Origin of the sequence: Anaeromyxobacter terrae, from assembly GCF_022690685.1 — a bacterium.
In the GTDB taxonomy this organism is placed as follows: Bacteria; Myxococcota; Myxococcia; order Myxococcales; family Anaeromyxobacteraceae; genus Anaeromyxobacter; species Anaeromyxobacter terrae.
The window spans coordinates 13,402-28,827 of the sequence record NZ_JALCYY010000003.1 but is presented as its reverse complement, the minus strand read 5'-3'; the positions used below and the strand labels follow the sequence as shown (position 1 = coordinate 28,827).

At 74.2% G+C, this 15,426-nt stretch carries 14 protein-coding genes; 12 read left to right on the top strand and 2 right to left on the bottom strand.

Translation table 11 applies throughout. From position 1 onward, the window contains the following. Positions 1–3 precede the first annotated feature (3 nt). The 8 genes from folP to tsaE all read left to right on the top strand — a co-directional run bounded on the left by folP (position 4) and on the right by tsaE (position 7,547). The gene (gene folP / locus MNY62_RS01840; RefSeq protein ID WP_242342386.1) at positions 4–846 is read left to right on the top strand and encodes a dihydropteroate synthase; all 843 of its coding nucleotides are present in this window, start codon (positions 4–6) and stop codon (positions 844–846) included. 57 nt (positions 847–903) lie between these two features. Beyond that, positions 904–1,818 carry a diadenylate cyclase CdaA gene (gene cdaA / locus MNY62_RS01835; RefSeq protein WP_242342385.1) on the top strand — a complete coding sequence of 305 codons (915 nt, stop codon included), beginning with the start codon at positions 904–906 and terminating at the stop codon, positions 1,816–1,818. Further along, a complete protein-coding gene (locus MNY62_RS01830; protein ID WP_242342384.1) occupies positions 1,805–2,176 on the top strand; it encodes a YbbR-like domain-containing protein in 372 nt (123 codons plus the stop codon). The genes cdaA and MNY62_RS01830 overlap by 14 nt, the downstream gene beginning before the upstream one ends. Positions 2,177–2,300: 124 nt before the next feature. Further along, complete coding sequence (glmM, locus tag MNY62_RS01825; protein ID WP_242342502.1) at positions 2,301–3,710, top strand: phosphoglucosamine mutase; 1,410 nt, start codon at positions 2,301–2,303, stop codon at positions 3,708–3,710. 128 nt (positions 3,711–3,838) lie between these two features. Then, positions 3,839–4,567, top strand: coding sequence for a pyridoxine 5'-phosphate synthase (locus MNY62_RS01820; protein ID WP_242338035.1), 729 nt, complete (start codon positions 3,839–3,841; stop codon positions 4,565–4,567). A 60-nt stretch (positions 4,568–4,627) separates the two neighbouring features. Continuing rightward, on the top strand, positions 4,628–5,014 hold the full coding sequence (acpS, locus tag MNY62_RS01815; RefSeq protein ID WP_242342383.1) for a holo-ACP synthase: 387 nt from the start codon (positions 4,628–4,630) through the stop codon (positions 5,012–5,014). Beyond that, the gene (locus MNY62_RS01810) at positions 5,011–6,543 is read left to right on the top strand and encodes an NAD(P)H-hydrate dehydratase (RefSeq protein ID WP_242342382.1); all 1,533 of its coding nucleotides are present in this window, start codon (positions 5,011–5,013) and stop codon (positions 6,541–6,543) included. Before acpS ends, MNY62_RS01810 begins: the two co-directional genes overlap by 4 nt. Continuing rightward, a complete protein-coding gene (tsaE, locus tag MNY62_RS25670; protein WP_408628812.1) occupies positions 6,540–7,547 on the top strand; it encodes a tRNA (adenosine(37)-N6)-threonylcarbamoyltransferase complex ATPase subunit type 1 TsaE in 1,008 nt (335 codons plus the stop codon). The genes MNY62_RS01810 and tsaE overlap by 4 nt, the downstream gene beginning before the upstream one ends. 149 nt (positions 7,548–7,696) lie before the next feature. Here tsaE and MNY62_RS01795 read toward each other — a convergent pair whose 3' ends face one another. After that, on the bottom strand, positions 7,697–9,562 hold the full coding sequence (locus MNY62_RS01795) for a LamG domain-containing protein (RefSeq protein ID WP_242342381.1): 1,866 nt from the start codon (positions 9,560–9,562) through the stop codon (positions 7,697–7,699). Positions 9,563–9,817: 255 nt separating this feature from the next. Further along, entirely contained in the window at positions 9,818–10,420 is a 603-nt protein-coding gene (locus MNY62_RS01790) for a 2-hydroxychromene-2-carboxylate isomerase (protein WP_242342380.1), read from the bottom strand. A 91-nt stretch (positions 10,421–10,511) separates the two neighbouring features. Between MNY62_RS01790 and MNY62_RS01785 the strand changes: the two genes are divergently transcribed. The 4 genes from MNY62_RS01785 (at position 10,512) to MNY62_RS01770 (ending at position 15,380) form a co-directional block, all read left to right on the top strand. Next, a complete protein-coding gene (locus MNY62_RS01785; RefSeq protein WP_242342379.1) occupies positions 10,512–12,734 on the top strand; it encodes an ATP-dependent helicase in 2,223 nt (740 codons plus the stop codon). 23 nt (positions 12,735–12,757) lie between these two features. Beyond that, positions 12,758–14,380, top strand: a complete 1,623-nt coding sequence (locus MNY62_RS01780) for an Hsp70 family protein (RefSeq protein ID WP_242342378.1) — start codon at positions 12,758–12,760, stop codon at positions 14,378–14,380. A gap of 2 nt (positions 14,381–14,382) precedes the next feature. Next, complete coding sequence (locus MNY62_RS01775) at positions 14,383–14,793, top strand: SCP2 sterol-binding domain-containing protein (RefSeq protein ID WP_242342377.1); 411 nt, start codon at positions 14,383–14,385, stop codon at positions 14,791–14,793. Between the two features lie 269 nt (positions 14,794–15,062). Further along, on the top strand, positions 15,063–15,380 hold the full coding sequence (locus tag MNY62_RS01770) for a hypothetical protein (protein ID WP_242342376.1): 318 nt from the start codon (positions 15,063–15,065) through the stop codon (positions 15,378–15,380). Positions 15,381–15,426: the final 46 nt, after the last annotated feature.

Genomic DNA, 15,426 nt, shown 5'->3' with positions numbered 1-15,426 from the left:
GCGATGCGCATGCAGATCGGGGCCAGGCTCTTCGACGGGCCGGGCCCCTTTCTCATGGGGATCGTGAACGCGACCCCGGACTCCTTCTCCGACGGCGGCCGGTTCCTCGATCCCGCCCAGGCAGTGGCGCAGGCGCTCCGGCTCGCCGAGGAGGGGGCGGATCTCGTCGACCTGGGCGGCGAGTCGACCCGGCCCGGCGCCCCGCCCGTGCCCGAGGGCGAGGAGCTCCGGCGCGTGGTGCCGGTCGTCGAGGCCCTGCGCGCGCGCGGGTTCGCGCTGCCCATCTCGGTCGACACCACGAAGGCCGCGGTGGCGCGGGCGGCGCTCGCCGCCGGCGCCGACCTCGTGAACGACGTCTCCGGCCTCGCCGATCCGGAGCTCGCGCGGGTCGTCGCCGAGGCGGGCGCGCCCATCGTCCTCATGCACAGGCGCGGGACGCCGGCGGACATGCAGTCGCGGGCGAGCTACCGCGACGTCGTCGCCGAGGTCCAGGCCGAGCTCGCCCTGGTGCTGCGGCGGGCCGAGGCGGCGGGTGTGGATCCGGAGCACACGATCCTCGACCCCGGCCTCGGCTTCGCGAAGACGCCCGAGCACAACCTCGAGCTCCTCGCGCGGCTCGGAGAGCTGCGCGCGCTGGGGCGCCCGCTCCTCGTCGGGCCCTCGCGCAAGAGCTTCATCGGCAAGGCCGCGGGCGCGCCCGTGGAGGATCGGCTGCCCGGCACGCTCGCGGCGGTGACGGCCGCGGTGCTCGCCGGGGTCGAGTGGGTGCGCGTCCACGACGTGGCGCCCGCTCGCCAGGCCGCCCGGGTGGCGGCGGCCATCCGGGACGCCGCACGGCCCCGCTGACGAGTGCTCGGCTCGAAGTCGACCTCGCGGTAGACTGCCGCGCGCCGGAGACCTGCGTTGCAATCCGTCCTCACGTTCCTCATCGGGCCGGACGCCACCGTCCGCGACGCGCTGCTCGCGCTCGTCGACGTCGCCGTCGTGGCGTTCCTCTGCTACCACGTGCTCCGCTTCATCCGCGGCACGCGCGCGACCGCGATCCTCGTCGGGCTCGCCCTCGTCGGCCTCGCCTACGTCGGCGCCGAGGGCGCCGGGCTCGCCACCCTCTCCTGGCTCCTCGGCCACTTCCTCAGCTACTCGTTCATCTTCGGCGTCATCGTGCTCTTCCAGGCGGACCTCCGGCGTGCGCTCGCGGAGCTGGGCCGCTCCCCGCGCCTGGCGCGCCTGGTCGAACGGTTCGTCAACGACGAGCACGGCGCGCACGCCGAGCGGGTCGCGCGGATCGGGACGATCGACGCGGTGGTGAAGGCGTCGCTCGAGCTCGCGCGCCGGCGCGTGGGCGCCCTCGTCGTCGTCGAGCGGACCGCCGATCTCTCCGAGCTCGCCCGCTCGGGGTTCCGCCTCGACGCCGCGATCACGCCCGAGCTCCTCGTGGCGCTGTTCCAGCCGGCGAGCCCGATCCACGACGGCGCGATCGTGGTGCAGGGGAGCCGGGCCGTCGCCGCCGCGTGCCTGCTCCCGCTCTCGGCGGCGCCCGCCGCGCTCGAGCTCGGCACGCGCCACCGCGCCGCCCTCGGACTCGCCGAGGAGGTCGACGCCGCGGTGGTCGTCGTCTCGGAGGAGCGGGGCGAGATCTCCGTCGCGCTCGAGGGCGCGCTCCACCGCGGGCTCGACGAGAAGCGGCTGCGGGCGCTGCTCTACGCCGCGTTCCTGGGCGCGGACCACGGCGGGACGGGCGGGTTCGCCGCGGTCGCGCGCCCCCGCGACGCGTCGCCCGCGCCGCGCCGGCAGGGAGGGTCGCATGCGGCGCTCTGATCTCGCGCTCGCGCTCCTCGCCGTCGTGATCGCGCTCGCGCTGTTCGTCGTCGTGCGCGGCGAGCGGCGCGTCACGGCGGCCTACCTCGTGCCGGTCGAGGCGGTGCTCCCGCCGCGGGCGCCGCCCATCGACGCGCTCCCGGCCGAGGTCACCGTGGCGGTGAACGGGCCGTGGGCGCGCCTCCGGGTCCTCGACCCGGCGACCCTCGGGCCCGTCCGCATCGACGTCACGCGCGCGGGCGGTGGGCAGGTCGCGTGGCGCGCGCGCGCCGAGGCGCTGCACGTCCCCCACGGCCTGCGCGTCGAGTCCATCACCCCCGCGCAGGGGACGATCGATCTCCGGCGGGACGCCCGTTGAACCCCTCTCCCTCGAACCCTAGGTTGCGTGAGCGATGCCGACCCGTGAATCCCTCCCGACGTCCCGTGCAGCAGTGAACGGCGCGGCGCGCTCGCGCGCGAGCCGCGACGAGGCGCGGAACACCATGCGCAACGGCACCTCCCGCAACGGCGCCGCGAGCCACGCGCCGGTCGCTCGGCGGCTGTTCGGCACGGACGGCGTGCGCGGCGTCGCGAACGTCCACCCGATGACCGCCGAGATGGCTCTCCAGCTCGGGCGGGCGCTCGCCTACGTGGTGCGGAACGGCTCGCACCGGCACCGGATCGTGATCGGCAAGGACACCCGCCTGTCGGGGTACATGCTCGAGCAGGCGATCGCCTCCGGGATCTGCTCGATGGGCGTGGACGTCATGCTCTCGGGCCCGCTGCCGACGCCCGGCATCGCGTTCCTCACGCAGTCGATGCGCGCCGACGCGGGCGTCGTCATCAGCGCGAGCCACAACCCGTACCAGGACAACGGGATCAAGTTCTTCTCGCGCGACGGGTTCAAGCTCCCCGACGCGGTCGAGCTCCAGATCGAGCAGCTCGTGCTCGGCGAGTCGGGCCTCGAGGAGTTCCACGCGCTCCGCCCGACGGCCACGCGCATCGGCAAGGCGAAGCGGATCGACGACGCCATCGGGCGGTACGTCGTGTTCCTCAAGTCGATCTTCCCGAAGAGCCTCACGCTCGACGGCCTCACCATCGTGGTCGACTGCGCGCACGGCGCGGCCTACCACGTGGCGCCGGCGGTGTTCGAGGAGCTCGGCGCGAAGGTCATCCCGCTCAACGTGAGGCCGGACGGGAAGAACATCAACGACGGCTGCGGCGCCGTTCACCCCGAGAACATGGCGAAGGCCATCCAGAAGCACCGGGCGCACCTCGGCCTCGCGCTCGACGGGGACGCAGACCGCGTGATCCTCGCGGACGAGCAGGGGCGCATCGTGGACGGCGACGCCATCATGGCGCTCGTCGGGCGAAACCTCATCCGCCAGAAGGCGCTCGCCAAGAAGACCGTGGTCGCGACGGTCATGTCGAACCTCGGCCTCGAGCGCGCCCTCGCCGGCGCCGGCGGCCGGGTCGTCCGGACCGCGGTGGGCGACCGGTACGTCGTCGAGGAGATGCGGCGCAACGGCTACAACTTCGGCGGCGAGCAGTCGGGGCACCTCATCTTCCTCGACCACGTCACGACGGGCGACGGCGTCGCGGCCGGCCTGAACGTGCTCGCGGTGATGCAGCGCGAGGGGCGCCCGCTCTCCGAGCTCGCCCGCTGCTTCGAGCCGGTGCCGCAGGCGCTCGTGAACGTCGCGGTGAAGGAGAAGCGACCGCTCTCGGACCTCCCGGGGGTCGCTGGCGCGATCTCCGCGGTGGAGAAGGCGCTCGGGAAGGACGGCCGCGTCCTCGTGCGCTTCTCCGGCACCGAGAACAAGGTCCGCGTCCTCGTCGAGGGCACCGACGGCAAGCGGATCCGGGCGCAGGCCGATCAAATCGCGGACGAGCTGCGCAAGGCCCTGGGGTAACGGGCGCTCGGGCCGCCCCCGGAACGAAGATGCGAGCGCAGGCGGATGAGGCTGCGCCGGAGCGAGCCGGGGGTCCGGGGGGACGCCGTGTGCGCCCCCCCGGCACGAAGATAGGTTAGATTCCGGCCATGCCCGCCCGCCTCGGTGTCAACGTCGACCACGTCGCGACGCTCCGCCAGTCCCGCCGCACGACGTACCCGGATCCCGTCGCCGCGGTCGTGCTCGCCGAGCTGGGCGGGGCGGACCAGATCACGATCCACCTCCGCGAGGACCGTCGCCACATCCAGGAGCGGGACCTCCAGATCCTCCGGCGCACCGTCTCGACGCGGCTCAACCTCGAGATGGCCGCCACCCAGGAGATGGTGAAGATCGCCTACGAGGTGAAGCCGGACGTGGTGACGCTCGTGCCGGAGCGGCGCGAGGAGCTCACCACCGAGGGCGGCCTCGACGCCGTGGGCGGGCGCGACAACGTGCGCAAGGTCGTGAAGACGCTGCGCGACGCGGACATCAAGGTCTCGCTGTTCATCGATCCGGACCTCGACCAGGTGAAGGCGGCGCACCGCGCCGAGGCGTCCACCGTCGAGTTCCACACCGGGCGCTACTGCGACGCCCGGCTCGCCCCGGATCGCCGCAAGGAGCTGTCGCGACTCGTCGACGCGTGCAAGGCGGCGTCCAAGCTGGGGCTCGAGGTGGCGGCGGGGCACGGGCTCAACTACCAGAACGTGCTGCCGGTCGCGGCCATCCCCGAGATCGAGGAGCTGAACATCGGCCACTCGATCGTGGGCCGGGCCGTGCTGGTCGGCATGGAGCGCGCCGTCCGCGAGATGCGGGAGCTCATCGCGAAGGCGCGGCCGTAGCATTTCGGCCCGCTCGCCCTGAGCCTGTCGAAGGGGGCGCCGCGGGCGAGGGGAGGCGACGTGGTCCTCGGGCTCGGCATGGACGTCGTGGAGGTGGCGCGGCTCGAGCGCATCCTCGCGGGCCCGCCCGGCCGCGTGGACCGTTTCCTCGCGCGCTGCTTCACCGACCGTGAGCGCGCCTACTGCGACGCCGCGCGCGACCGCGCGACGCGCTACGCCGCTCGCTTCGCGGCGAAGGAGGCGGCGTCGAAGGCGCTCGGCGCGCCCGCCGGGATCCGCTTCACCGACGTCGAGGTGGTCCGGGGCGAGGGCGCGCCCGCGCTCGCCCTGCGCGGCGTCGCCTCGGACGCGGCGGCGCGGCTGGGCGTGCGCCGCGCGCTCGTGACGCTCACGCACGACGGCGGCGTCGCCGCGGCGACAGTAGTGCTCGACGGGGAGGCGCGATGAGGCTCGTCGGCTCCGCGGAGATGCGCGCCATCGATCGCGCCGCCATCGACGCGTTCGGGGTGCCGTCGCTCGCGCTCATGGACCGGGCCGGGCGCGCGGTGGCGGAGGCGGCGCGCGCGCTCGCCGCGCCGGGCGGGCGGTTCGTGGTCGTCTGCGGCGGCGGGAACAACGGCGGCGATGGCTACGTGGCGGCGCGGATCCTCCGCGCGGCGGGGCGGGACGCGCGCGTCCTCTCGCTGGTCGCGGCGGCGCGCCTCACGGGCGACGCGCGCGCGACGCGCGAGGAGGCGGAGCGCGCGGGCGTGCCGATCGACGAGGCGGTCGAGCTCGGCGGGCTCGACGCCGGGCCGGGCGATGTGGTGGTGGACGCGATCTTCGGCACCGGGCTCTCGCGCGCGCCGGAGGGCGCCTTCGCGCGGGCCATCGAGCGCATCGACGCCGCGCGGGCGGCGGGCGCGCGCGTCGTCGCCGTGGACGTCCCCTCCGGCCTCTCCGCCGACACCGGCCGGCCGCTCGGGGCCTGCGTGCGCGCCGACCGCACCGTAACCTTCGCCTTCCAGAAGCGCGGGCTCGTCCTGCACCCCGGCCCGTCGTTCGCGGGCGAGGTGACCGTCGCCGACATCGGCATCCCGGCCGAGGCGGCCGCGCGCGTGCCGGCCCTGTGCGAGCTCCTCGAGGCGGACCAGGCGCGCGCGCTCCTGCCGCCGCGCAGGCCCGACGCGCACAAGGGCGACGCCGGGCGGCTCCTCGTCGTGGCCGGCTCGCCCGGCAAGACCGGCGCGGCGCACCTCGCGCTCACGGGCGCGCTCCGCGGCGGGGCCGGGCTCGTGACGCTCGCCTCCCGCGCCGAGGCGCTGCCGCTCGCGCTGTTCGGCCGCCCCGAGGCGATGAGCACGGCGGTCCCCGGGGCGGGCCCGCTCGGGCGCGCGGATCTCCAGGCGCTCCTCGCCGCGGCGAAGGGCATGGACGCGCTCGCCATCGGCCCGGGCATCCCGCGCGGCGACGAGACGGGCGAGCTCCTGCGCGCCCTCCTCGAGCGGGCGCGGCTCCCGGCCGTGCTCGACGCCGACGCGCTGAACGCGCTCACGGACGACCCCTCGCGGCTCGCCGCGCTGGGCGTGCCGCTCGTGCTCACGCCGCACCCGGGCGAGATGGCGCGCCTGTGCGGGACGACCATCGACGCGGTGCAGGCGGACCGCATCGGCGTCGCCGCCGAGAAGGCGCGCCTGTGGCGGGCGACGATCGTGCTGAAGGGCGCGCGGACGGTGGTCGCGGATCCGGAGGGGCCGGCGGCCGTGATCCCGACCGGCAACGCCGGCATGGCGACGGGAGGAACGGGCGACGTGCTCGCGGGGCTCATCGGGGCGCTGCTCGCGGGCGGGCTCGCGCCCGGCGCGGCGGCGCGGGTGGGCGCCTGGGTGCACGGGCGCGCCGGCGATCGCGTCGCCGCGCGGCTCGGCGAGCGCGGGCTCCTCGCGGGCGACCTGGGCGAGGCGATCGGCGAGGTCTGGGCGGAGTGGGGACGATGACGGCGGAGCGATTCACCGCGCGGCGGACGACGCGCTCGGCGCGCGCGACCTACGCGCTCGGGAAGAGGCTCGGCGGGCTCCTCGAGCCCGGCGACGTGGTCGCGCTGGTGGGCGAGCTGGGCGCCGGCAAGACCCAGCTCGTCCGCGGCGCCTGCGAGGGCGCGTCGGTCCCCCCCGAGGAGGTCTCGTCGCCGAGCTTCGCGATCGTCGCGACCTACCGCGGCAGGATCCCGGTGCACCACGCCGACCTCTACCGGATCGGCGATGAGGACGAGCTCTACGGGACCGGCTTCGGCGACCTCGTGGGCGGGGAGGGCGCGCTGCTCGTGGAGTGGGCGGACCGGATCCCGTCGGCGCTCTCCGCCGAGCGGCTCATTCTCACGCTGTCGCACGACGCGAAGGCGCCGTCGGTGCGGCACGTGGAGATCGAGGGCATCGGAGCGCGGCACGCGGCGCTCGCGCGGGCGCTCGCGGGGCCCGGGCCGCGCAGCGGCGGCAAGAAGCGGGGAGCCGCGAAGCAGGCGACGAAGAGCGCTGCTCGGCAGGAGTTCGTGGTGAAGCTCCAGGGCGGCGGGAGGGGAGAGCTGACCGGCTTCATCGAGGTGCCGTTCGACGTCGAGGAGGCGTTCGGCACGCGCGGTCGAGTGCCGGTGAAGGTGACCGTCAACGGCCTCACCTATCGGAGCTCGATGTCGCCGATGGGCGGCGGGCGCCACGTCATCCCGATCCGCCGCGACCGCGCGGAGGCGGCCGGGGTCCGGGCAGGAGACCGCGTCCAGGTGTCGATCGAGCGCGACACGGGAGCGCGGGTGGTGAAGCCACCACCGGAGCTCGCGCGCGCCCTATCGAGGAACCGGGCCGCGGAGGCAGGCTGGGAGCGCTGCTCGTACACTCAGAAGCGGGAGTACGCCGAGTCGGTCCGCGGCGCGAAGATGGACGAGACCCGCGCCCGGAGGGTCGCGAAGGCGATCGAGCAGCTCGCGCGCGTCAAGCCCGGGAAGTGATCCAGGGGCGCGCCTCACTCACCGACAGCGACGCAACGCGCGCCGGCGGCTTCACCGGCCGGCCCGACGGCACCACCGGCTCACCCGCACTGCGCGGCCACGGCGCGGCCCCCCGGCGCCGACCCGAGGGACCCGCGGCGGGAGAGCCGTCAGTACCAGAGATCGTCGCGGCGCACGCCTGCGCCCGGCCGCAGCCCCTGGTCGTCGAGATCCTGCGCGAGGTCGTTCCAGAGCGACTCCGCGAGTCCGGACAGCGCGCTGCGCTTGCGATCGAGGCTCATCGGGTCCGTGCGACCGCGGCCGGCCTGGAGCTCCTGCGCGGCGCGGCGGAGGTACCCGGCGATGCGCCCGCTCCGCTCGGCGCGGGCGGCCTGCTCGGCCCGCTCCAGCTCCTCGAGGATCCTCGCCTCCACCCGCGCGACGAGGTCGGCGCTCCGGCGGACGCAGGCAGCGTCGAACTGGGCGAGCAGCCGGTCCACCTTCACCAGGAACGCGCTCACCTCCTCGTCGTCGCCCCCGCGCCCGGGCCGGCCTCCGCCCGGGCCGCCGGTGCGCTCATGCGCCAGCGCTGCGACCTCATCGTCGGCGATGGCGCCGCGGTAGACACGGACGTCGTCGAGCCGCCCCTCGAGCCCGGTCCCGAGCCGCGCCCGGGCCCCGGTCGCGTCGGGGCGGGCGCCCAGGAAGGCCGGGCCCTTCGAGCCCTCGAGCCGCTGGAGCGACGCCTCGGCCTCGACGGACCCGTCGAGGAAGATCGCTGCGCGCTCGCCGTCGAAGGTGGCGGCGACGTGGACCCACTGGCCCTTGGCCACCGCGCGCGGGGTCCGCACGCCCTGCGCCCGCGAGCCGTACCCACCGCCGGGGATGGCGAGGGCCACCTTGCCGCCCGCGTCGATCCGCAGCTCGAGCCAGCGATCCCGTGGGCCCTCAGCGGACGAGACCTTCGAGAAGATCACCTGCTCGCGGTCGGTGCGGGCGGGCCGGACCCAGGCCGCGATGGTGAACCGATCGGGCTCGGCCCGCTGGCCGAGGTCAACGTAGTCCCTGCCGGAGAAGGCGAGCGCGCCTGCTGGGTCGCCGCCGCGGTCCTCCGCCGGGCGTGCCTTGCCGACGATCCTGCCGTCGGCGCGGCCCTGCCGGTCGCCCGCGTCGCCGTCGAGCGGGTACCACGCCACCAGCGCGGCGGCGGCGCCGCCGTCCGGGCCAGGCACGCCGGGCGGCGGATACGGCATGGGCGGCACGGACGGCGGCGGCGCGCGGCCCGCCACGGCCAGCAGCTCCGCGTCGCCGAGCGCGCGATCCCAGAAGTTCACGTCCTCGATGCCGCCCTGGAACGCGAAGGTTGGGCCCGCCGGCGTACGACCGTCGCGGCCACCACCCTCGGGGCGCGCGCCGATGAAGGTCTCGGTGCGGGTCTGGGCGTACGCCACCTCGAGCGGAGCGCCGTCGCGGACACCATCCACCCATAGCTGCGCTCGCCTGCCGTCGTAGGTCGCGGCCACGTGCACCCAGCGGCCGGGCTCGAGCGCGCGCTGCCCCTGCGCCGCGTCCCAGTCGCCGCCACCCGGGACGTGCAGGAAGAGCCGGCCGCCGGGGTCGAGGCGCAGCTCGAGGTTCTTCTCGTAGTGGCCCGGGAGGTTCCGGATCTTGGAGACGATCGCCATCACGCGGTCGGTCGCGTCGGGCCGGATCCAGGCGGCGATGGTGAAGCGCGGGAGCTGCAGCGTGTCGCCGAGGACGACCCAGGCGCGCGCACCGTCGAACCAGAGCGCGCCCCGGGGCCGCCCATCGTGGCCCTCGAGCGGGCGCGCGCCGACCACGCGCGCCGGCCTCCGCGTGACGCGGTCCACTGCGTCGCCGTCGAGCGGGTACGACGCCACCAGGCCGCGATCGAGCTCGACTGGGCTCGCGCCGGGCCGGCCGTAGGGATCGATCGACCGCGCCTGCGCCGTAGCGACGGCGGGCAGCGCGAGGGCGAGGGCGAGAACGGCGAGGGTGCGGGGTCGACGCAGCATCGAGGCCTCCGGGTTGGGCGCGCAGGGTCGCAGGGGCTCGGGGCCGCCCGCAAGCGGTGGTTCGTACGACACCGGGGACTCCTGCCGCGGCCCGCGTATTCAGCCGCGGCGGGCGACTCGCGCGACCGGGTGGCGGGCTCCGTGCGCAACGCGCCGAAACTCTTCGGGTTGGCCCTCGGCTTCGAGGCGCGTCGCCGTGTCCTCGAACACTCTGGGTCCGGCGAAGCCGAAGCCTGGAAAGGAGCGCGCGTCGAGTCAGGATCCCGCCGCCCACGCGAGCGCATCGTCGAGCCGGTCCTGCCCGAAGAAGAGCTCGCCGCGCGTGACGAAGTCGGGCGCACCGAAGAGCCCGAGCCGGGAGGCCTCGGCGGTCCGGTCGCGCAGGGCCTGCTTCACCTCTGCGGAGGAGGCCCTCGCGATGAGCGCCTGCGCGTCCTGGCCGGCCTCGGCGAGGAGCGCCGCGACGACCGCGGGATCCGCGATGTCGCGATCCTCGGCGAAGTTCGCGCGGAAGACGGAGCGGAAGAACTCGGGCGCCCACGGCTCGGCCGCGACCACGCAGCCGATCCGCGCTGCGAGGAGGCCGTTCCCGGGGAAGAGCGAGGGCTTCTTCCACGGAAGGCCGTACCGCGCGCAGAGCCGCTCCACGTCGCGCCACATGTAGCGGCCGCGGACCGGATAGGCATTGAAGGGCGAGTCCTTGATCCCGAGCTGCTCGGTGAAGATCGGCCCGAGCAGGAACGGCCTCCACTCGACCGGAACGCCCGCGCGGGCGGCGAGCGGCTCGATCCGCAGCGCCGCGATGTACGAGTAGGTGCTCGCGAAGTCGAACCAGAACTGGAGGGGGGCGCTCGGCATGCCGGCGATCTTAGCGCGCACCTGGCATCCGGGACCGGGGCCGGCTGGACCCGTGTCGGACCCGCCTGCTACGTTGCACCTCCCTGAACGTATGTCCCGGCGTTACCAGCTCAAGTCCCAGGCCGCCCCGGCCCGCGCGCTCAACTACCAGGGCCTGCTCAACGACCAGCAGATTGCGGTCGTCGAGGCGGGCGAGGGGCCGATCCTCGTCGTCGCGGGCGCCGGCTCCGGCAAGACCCGCACGCTCACCTGGCGCGTGGCGCGGCTCCTCGCGGACGGCGTCTCGCCGGAGTCGATCCTCCTCCTCACCTTCACCAACAAGGCGGCGCAGGAGATGCTCCGGCGCGTCGGGGAGGTCTGCCGGCTCGACACGCGCCAGATCACCGGCGGCACGTTCCACCACGTCGCGCACCAGATCCTGCGCGAGCACGGCGGCGAGCTCGGCTACCAGAAGGGCTATTCGATCCTCGACCGCGAGGACTCGCGCGACGTGATGACCGCGGCGATCGCCGACTGCGGCCTCGCGGTGGGCGCGCGGCGGTTCCCCAAGGCGGATGTCCTCATCGACCTCGTCTCGATGGCGGTGAACACCCAGACGCCGCTCGCCGACGTCCTCGCCGACCGCCGCCCGCAGTTCGTCCCGCTGACCGACGACGTCCTCCGCGTCGCGCGCCGCTACGCCGAGCGGAAGCACGAGCTCAACGCGATGGACTTCGACGATCTGCTCCTCAACTGGAAGATCCTGCTCGCCGAGCGCGAGACCGTCCGGCGCGTCATCGCCGGGCGCTACGTCCACGTGCTCGTCGACGAGTACCAGGACACGAACCGGCTCCAGGGCGACGTCGTCGATCTCATCGCGGGCGGGCACCGGAACCTCTGCGTGGTCGGCGACGACGCGCAGAGCATCTACGCCTTCCGCGGCGCCCACTTCGCGAACATCCTCGAGTTCGAGAAGCGCTACCCCGACGCGCGCCGCTACGACCTCACCGTCAACTACCGGTCCACGCCGCAGATCCTCGGCCTCGCGAACGCCTCCATCGCCGCGAACATCCGGCAGTTCGAGAAGGAGCTCACGAGCGTCCGCGGCGACGGCACGCTCCCCGCCGTGGTGCCCTGCCGCGAGGTCCAGCAGCAGGCCGCGTTCGTCGCGCAGCGGGTGCTCGAGCTCCGCGACGAGGGCATCCCGCTGCCGGAGATCGCCGTCCTCTACCGCGCGCACCACCACGCGATGGAGATCCAGTTCGAGCTCGCCCGGCGCGGCATCCCGTTCGTCGTGCGGAGCGGGGTGCGCTTCTTCGAGGCGGCCCACGTGAAGGACGTGCTCGCGCACCTGCGCTTCGTCCGGAACCCCGGCGACGAGCTGGCGCTGAAGCGCTGCCTCAAGATCACCCCGGGCGTGGGGACCGCCACGGCGGAGGGCGTCTGGAACGCGTTCGTCGCGCGGCGTCGGCGCGGGGCGGGGACGGTCGACGAGCTCCTCGCGCCGGACGTCGCCTCGCACGTGCCGCCCAAGGGGCGCACGGGGTACCGCAAGCTCGCGGAGCTCCTCCGCGCGCTCTCCCGCAAGCCCACCGCCGATCTCCCCGGCGAGGCCATCGAGAAGGTCATCGAGGGCGGCTACGAGGAGTACCTCCGCGCCGAGTTCCTGAACGCCGACTCGCGGGTGGAGGACCTCCGCCAGCTCGCCGAGTACGCCCGCGGCTACGAGGACACCGAGACGTTCCTCGCCGAGATCTCGCTCCTCACCGAGCTCACCGCCGAGACCGTCTCGGAGGGCGGCGAGCCGGACGAGAAGATGATCCTCTCCTCGGTGCACCAGGCGAAGGGGCTCGAGTGGCGGGCGGTCTTCGTGGTGTGGCTCTCCGACGGGCGGTTCCCGTCGGCGCAGGCGCTCAAGGACCGCGACGGCGAGGAGGAGGAGCGACGCCTCTTCTACGTCGCGTGCACGCGCGCGAAGGACGAGCTCTACCTCACCTATCCCATCCTCGCCGCGCCGCGGGACCGCGAGCGCGTCGTCATGAAGGCCTCGCGCTTCGTCGAGGAGCTGCCCGGCGAGCCGGAGCTGTTCGAGCGCTGGCAGCTCGACGAGCCGGGGGCCGGCGCGCCGGCGCTCGGCGCTGTGCCCGCGCCGGCCGGGCAGCTCCCGCCGCGCGACCCTCGCGTCCTGCCGGCGCTCTTCGGCGCGCCCGAGCCGGGCGAGGCGCCGCGCCTTCGCGCGCCGGGGAGCGTCGCCCGCGAGCTGCCGGCCGCGAACGACGGGACCGAGGACGGGGAGGGTGCTGGAGACGGGGACGGAGACGACGTACCCTTCTAGATTCGTGCTAAGGATCCGGGCACATGGCCGCCCGCGAGAAGCCCGTCCTCGGCATCGATCTCGGCACGACCAACGCCTGCGTCGCGCACGTCCGCAACCGCATCCCCAAGGTCGTCCCGACCGATCGCGGCAGCCTCATCCTGCCGACGGTGGTGGCGCTCTCGGACAAGGCCGACTTCCTCGTGGGTGCCGTGGCGAAGGACCAGCTCGTCACGAACCCGAAGAACACGATCTACGGCGCGAAGCGGCTCATCGGGCGCAAGTGGAGCTCGAAGGTCGTCCAGGAGCTGCGCAACTACTACTCGTACGACATCGTCGAGGGGCCGAGCGGCGACGCGGCGGTGACGCTCGGGGGCAAGATCCTCACGCTCCCCGAGATCTCCGCGATGGTGCTCGCGCACGTCAAGAAGATCGCCGGCCAGTTCCTTCAGAAGGACATCGACGAGGCGGTCATCTCGGTGCCGGCCTACTACTCCGACGCCCAGCGCCAGGCGGTGCGCGAGGCGGGACGGCTCGCCGGGTTCGAGGTGAGGCGGATCGTGAACGAGCCGACCGCGGCGGCGCTCGCCTACGGGTTCGGCCGCGCGCTCGACCAGAAGATCCTGGTTTACGACCTCGGCGGCGGCACGTTCGACGTCTCGGTGCTCCAGCTCCAGGGCAACGTCTTCGAGGTGCTCGCGACCGGCGGCGACACGTTCCTCGGCGGCGTCGACTTCGACAACCGGATCATCGACTACGTCCTCGAGGACTTCTGGCGGCAGCACAAGATCGATCTCGCTGGCTCGCCCATCGCGATGCAGCGGGTGAAGAAGGGCGCCGAGGCGGCGAAGATCGACCTGTCGCTCATCCCGAACGTCACGATCGACCTGCCGTACATCGAGGAGAAGAAGGGCCGCCCGCTCGACGTCCGCGTGCCGCTCTCCCGGCAGCAGCTCGACGAGCTCACCCTGGACCTCGTCGATCGCACGTTCGACCTGTGCGACCAGGTGCTCGCCGAGAAGCGGATCCGTCCGCAGGACATCGACGAGATCATCCTCGTCGGCGGGCAGAGCCGGATGCCCCTCGTCCAGCAGAAGATCCAGCAGCACTTCGGCAAGCCGCCGCGCAAGGGCGTCCACCCCGACGAGTGCGTCGCGCTCGGCGCGGCGATCCTCGGCGACTCGCTCGACCAGATCGACTCGGTGACGCTCGTGGACGTGCTGTCGATGCCGATCGGCATCGCCACGCCGCAGAACCTGTTCCGGCGGGTGCTCGAGAAGAACACGACCATCCCCGCCACGAAGAGCTTCCGCCTCCCGCCGCCCCGCGAGCCGGGCAAGCCCATCGAGATCGACATCTACCAGGGCGACTCCGACCACGTCGTCGACGACGAGTTCCTCGGCTCGATCCGGCTGCCCGCCGCGGCGACCGGCCGCCGCATCGACTTCAGGCTGGACGAGGAGTGCCTGCTCAAGGTGAGCTTCGACGATCCGGTGAAGGGCATGACCGAGCTCGAGCTCGCGACGCGCGACACGCCCGAGGCGATCCGTCGCGCGCTCGCCGAGGACCCGCGCGGGCGCACGGCGGCGGGGGAGGGCGTTCGGGCCGCGGCCGGCGGCGAGGGTGAGCGGCGCGGCGGCATCTTCGGGTGGCTGAAGCGGGGCTAGCGATGCGCTTCGGATCACGCGAGTGGATCGACGCCGTGGCCGCCGCGCTCAACCGGCAGCCGGACCTCGCGAGGGCGCTCGCCGGGCTCGGCGCCGACGCCGCGTTCGTGGTCGAGCGGGAGCGGCCGATCTGGCCGGCGGACGTCGCCGCGTACGCGCGCGCCGCGCGCGGGCAGGTCGTCGAGTGGCGTCTCCTCGACGATCCCGACGACATCCTCGAGCTCGAGCCCGCCTACGTCGTGCGCGCGCCCTACGGCACATGGAAGGGGCTCTTCAACGGGGTGGACCCCGTGAAGGCCGCGATCTCCGGACGTGTGCGGGTCGAAGGTGATCTCGAGGCGCTGGTGCGCCGGAGCGGGTTCCGTTACGTGGTCGACGCGGCGCTCGCCGCCGTCGTGACCGAGTTCCCCTAAACGATCGAGCATGATTCGGAAACAGACAACGAGCGAAGCGAGCCCGCCGGGGCGACACCGCGATAGCGGCGAAGCCGCCCGCGGTGGCGCACGGGGCCCGGCGGGCGGGGGGGGGGGGGGGCCCCCGGGGGGGGGGGGGGGGGCCCCCGCGCCGGGCGGCGGGGGGGGGCGGGGGCGCAGCCCCCGTCAGAACATGGCTAAACGACAGCGCGATGCGCGACACCGAAGGTGATCTCGCATCGCGAACTGTCGTTTAGGAGGCGAGACTGATGGCGCGGAAGGGCTTCGCGGAGCGACTCCTCGAGACGGGGACCCGGCTCGTCACCCAGGCGGCGGAGGCGGTCCTCAAGGACCCGCGCGGCCAGGACGCCGTGGCTCGGGCCGTGGGCGCCGCGCAGCGCGGCCGCAAGAAGCTCGAGGAGGCGCAGACCCGCTTCATGAAGGCCGCCGGCGTCCCCGGCCGGCAGGACTACCAGGACCTCGCGAAGCAGCTCGCCCGCATCAAGCGCAAGGCCCGCGAGCTCTCCCATCGGCTCGACGAGGCGGGTCGGCCGGGCGACGGACCGGACGGCCCCACGACGCATTGAGCTCGTTGACACGACCCGGGACCGACGGCATACTCCGCCGCCTCGT

What these genes read in the sequence shown, in the direction of transcription:
- folP (WP_242342386.1), top strand. Translation starts at nt 4, where the DNA reads ATGCGCATGCAGATCGGGGCCAGGCTCTTCGACGGGCCGGGCCCCTTT.
- MNY62_RS01830 (WP_242342384.1), top strand. Translation starts at nt 1,805, where the DNA reads ATGCGGCGCTCTGATCTCGCGCTCGCGCTCCTCGCCGTCGTGATCGCG.
- glmM (WP_242342502.1), top strand. Translation starts at nt 2,301, where the DNA reads ATGCGCAACGGCACCTCCCGCAACGGCGCCGCGAGCCACGCGCCGGTC.
- MNY62_RS01820 (WP_242338035.1), top strand. Translation starts at nt 3,839, where the DNA reads ATGCCCGCCCGCCTCGGTGTCAACGTCGACCACGTCGCGACGCTCCGC.
- MNY62_RS01810 (WP_242342382.1), top strand. Translation starts at nt 5,011, where the DNA reads ATGAGGCTCGTCGGCTCCGCGGAGATGCGCGCCATCGATCGCGCCGCC.
- tsaE (WP_408628812.1), top strand. Translation starts at nt 6,540, where the DNA reads ATGACGGCGGAGCGATTCACCGCGCGGCGGACGACGCGCTCGGCGCGC.
- MNY62_RS01795 (WP_242342381.1), bottom strand. Translation starts at nt 9,562, where the DNA reads ATGCTGCGTCGACCCCGCACCCTCGCCGTTCTCGCCCTCGCCCTCGCG.
- MNY62_RS01790 (WP_242342380.1), bottom strand. Translation starts at nt 10,420, where the DNA reads ATGCCGAGCGCCCCCCTCCAGTTCTGGTTCGACTTCGCGAGCACCTAC.
- MNY62_RS01785 (WP_242342379.1), top strand. Translation starts at nt 10,512, where the DNA reads ATGTCCCGGCGTTACCAGCTCAAGTCCCAGGCCGCCCCGGCCCGCGCG.
- MNY62_RS01780 (WP_242342378.1), top strand. Translation starts at nt 12,758, where the DNA reads ATGGCCGCCCGCGAGAAGCCCGTCCTCGGCATCGATCTCGGCACGACC.
- MNY62_RS01775 (WP_242342377.1), top strand. Translation starts at nt 14,383, where the DNA reads ATGCGCTTCGGATCACGCGAGTGGATCGACGCCGTGGCCGCCGCGCTC.
- MNY62_RS01770 (WP_242342376.1), top strand. Translation starts at nt 15,063, where the DNA reads ATGGCGCGGAAGGGCTTCGCGGAGCGACTCCTCGAGACGGGGACCCGG.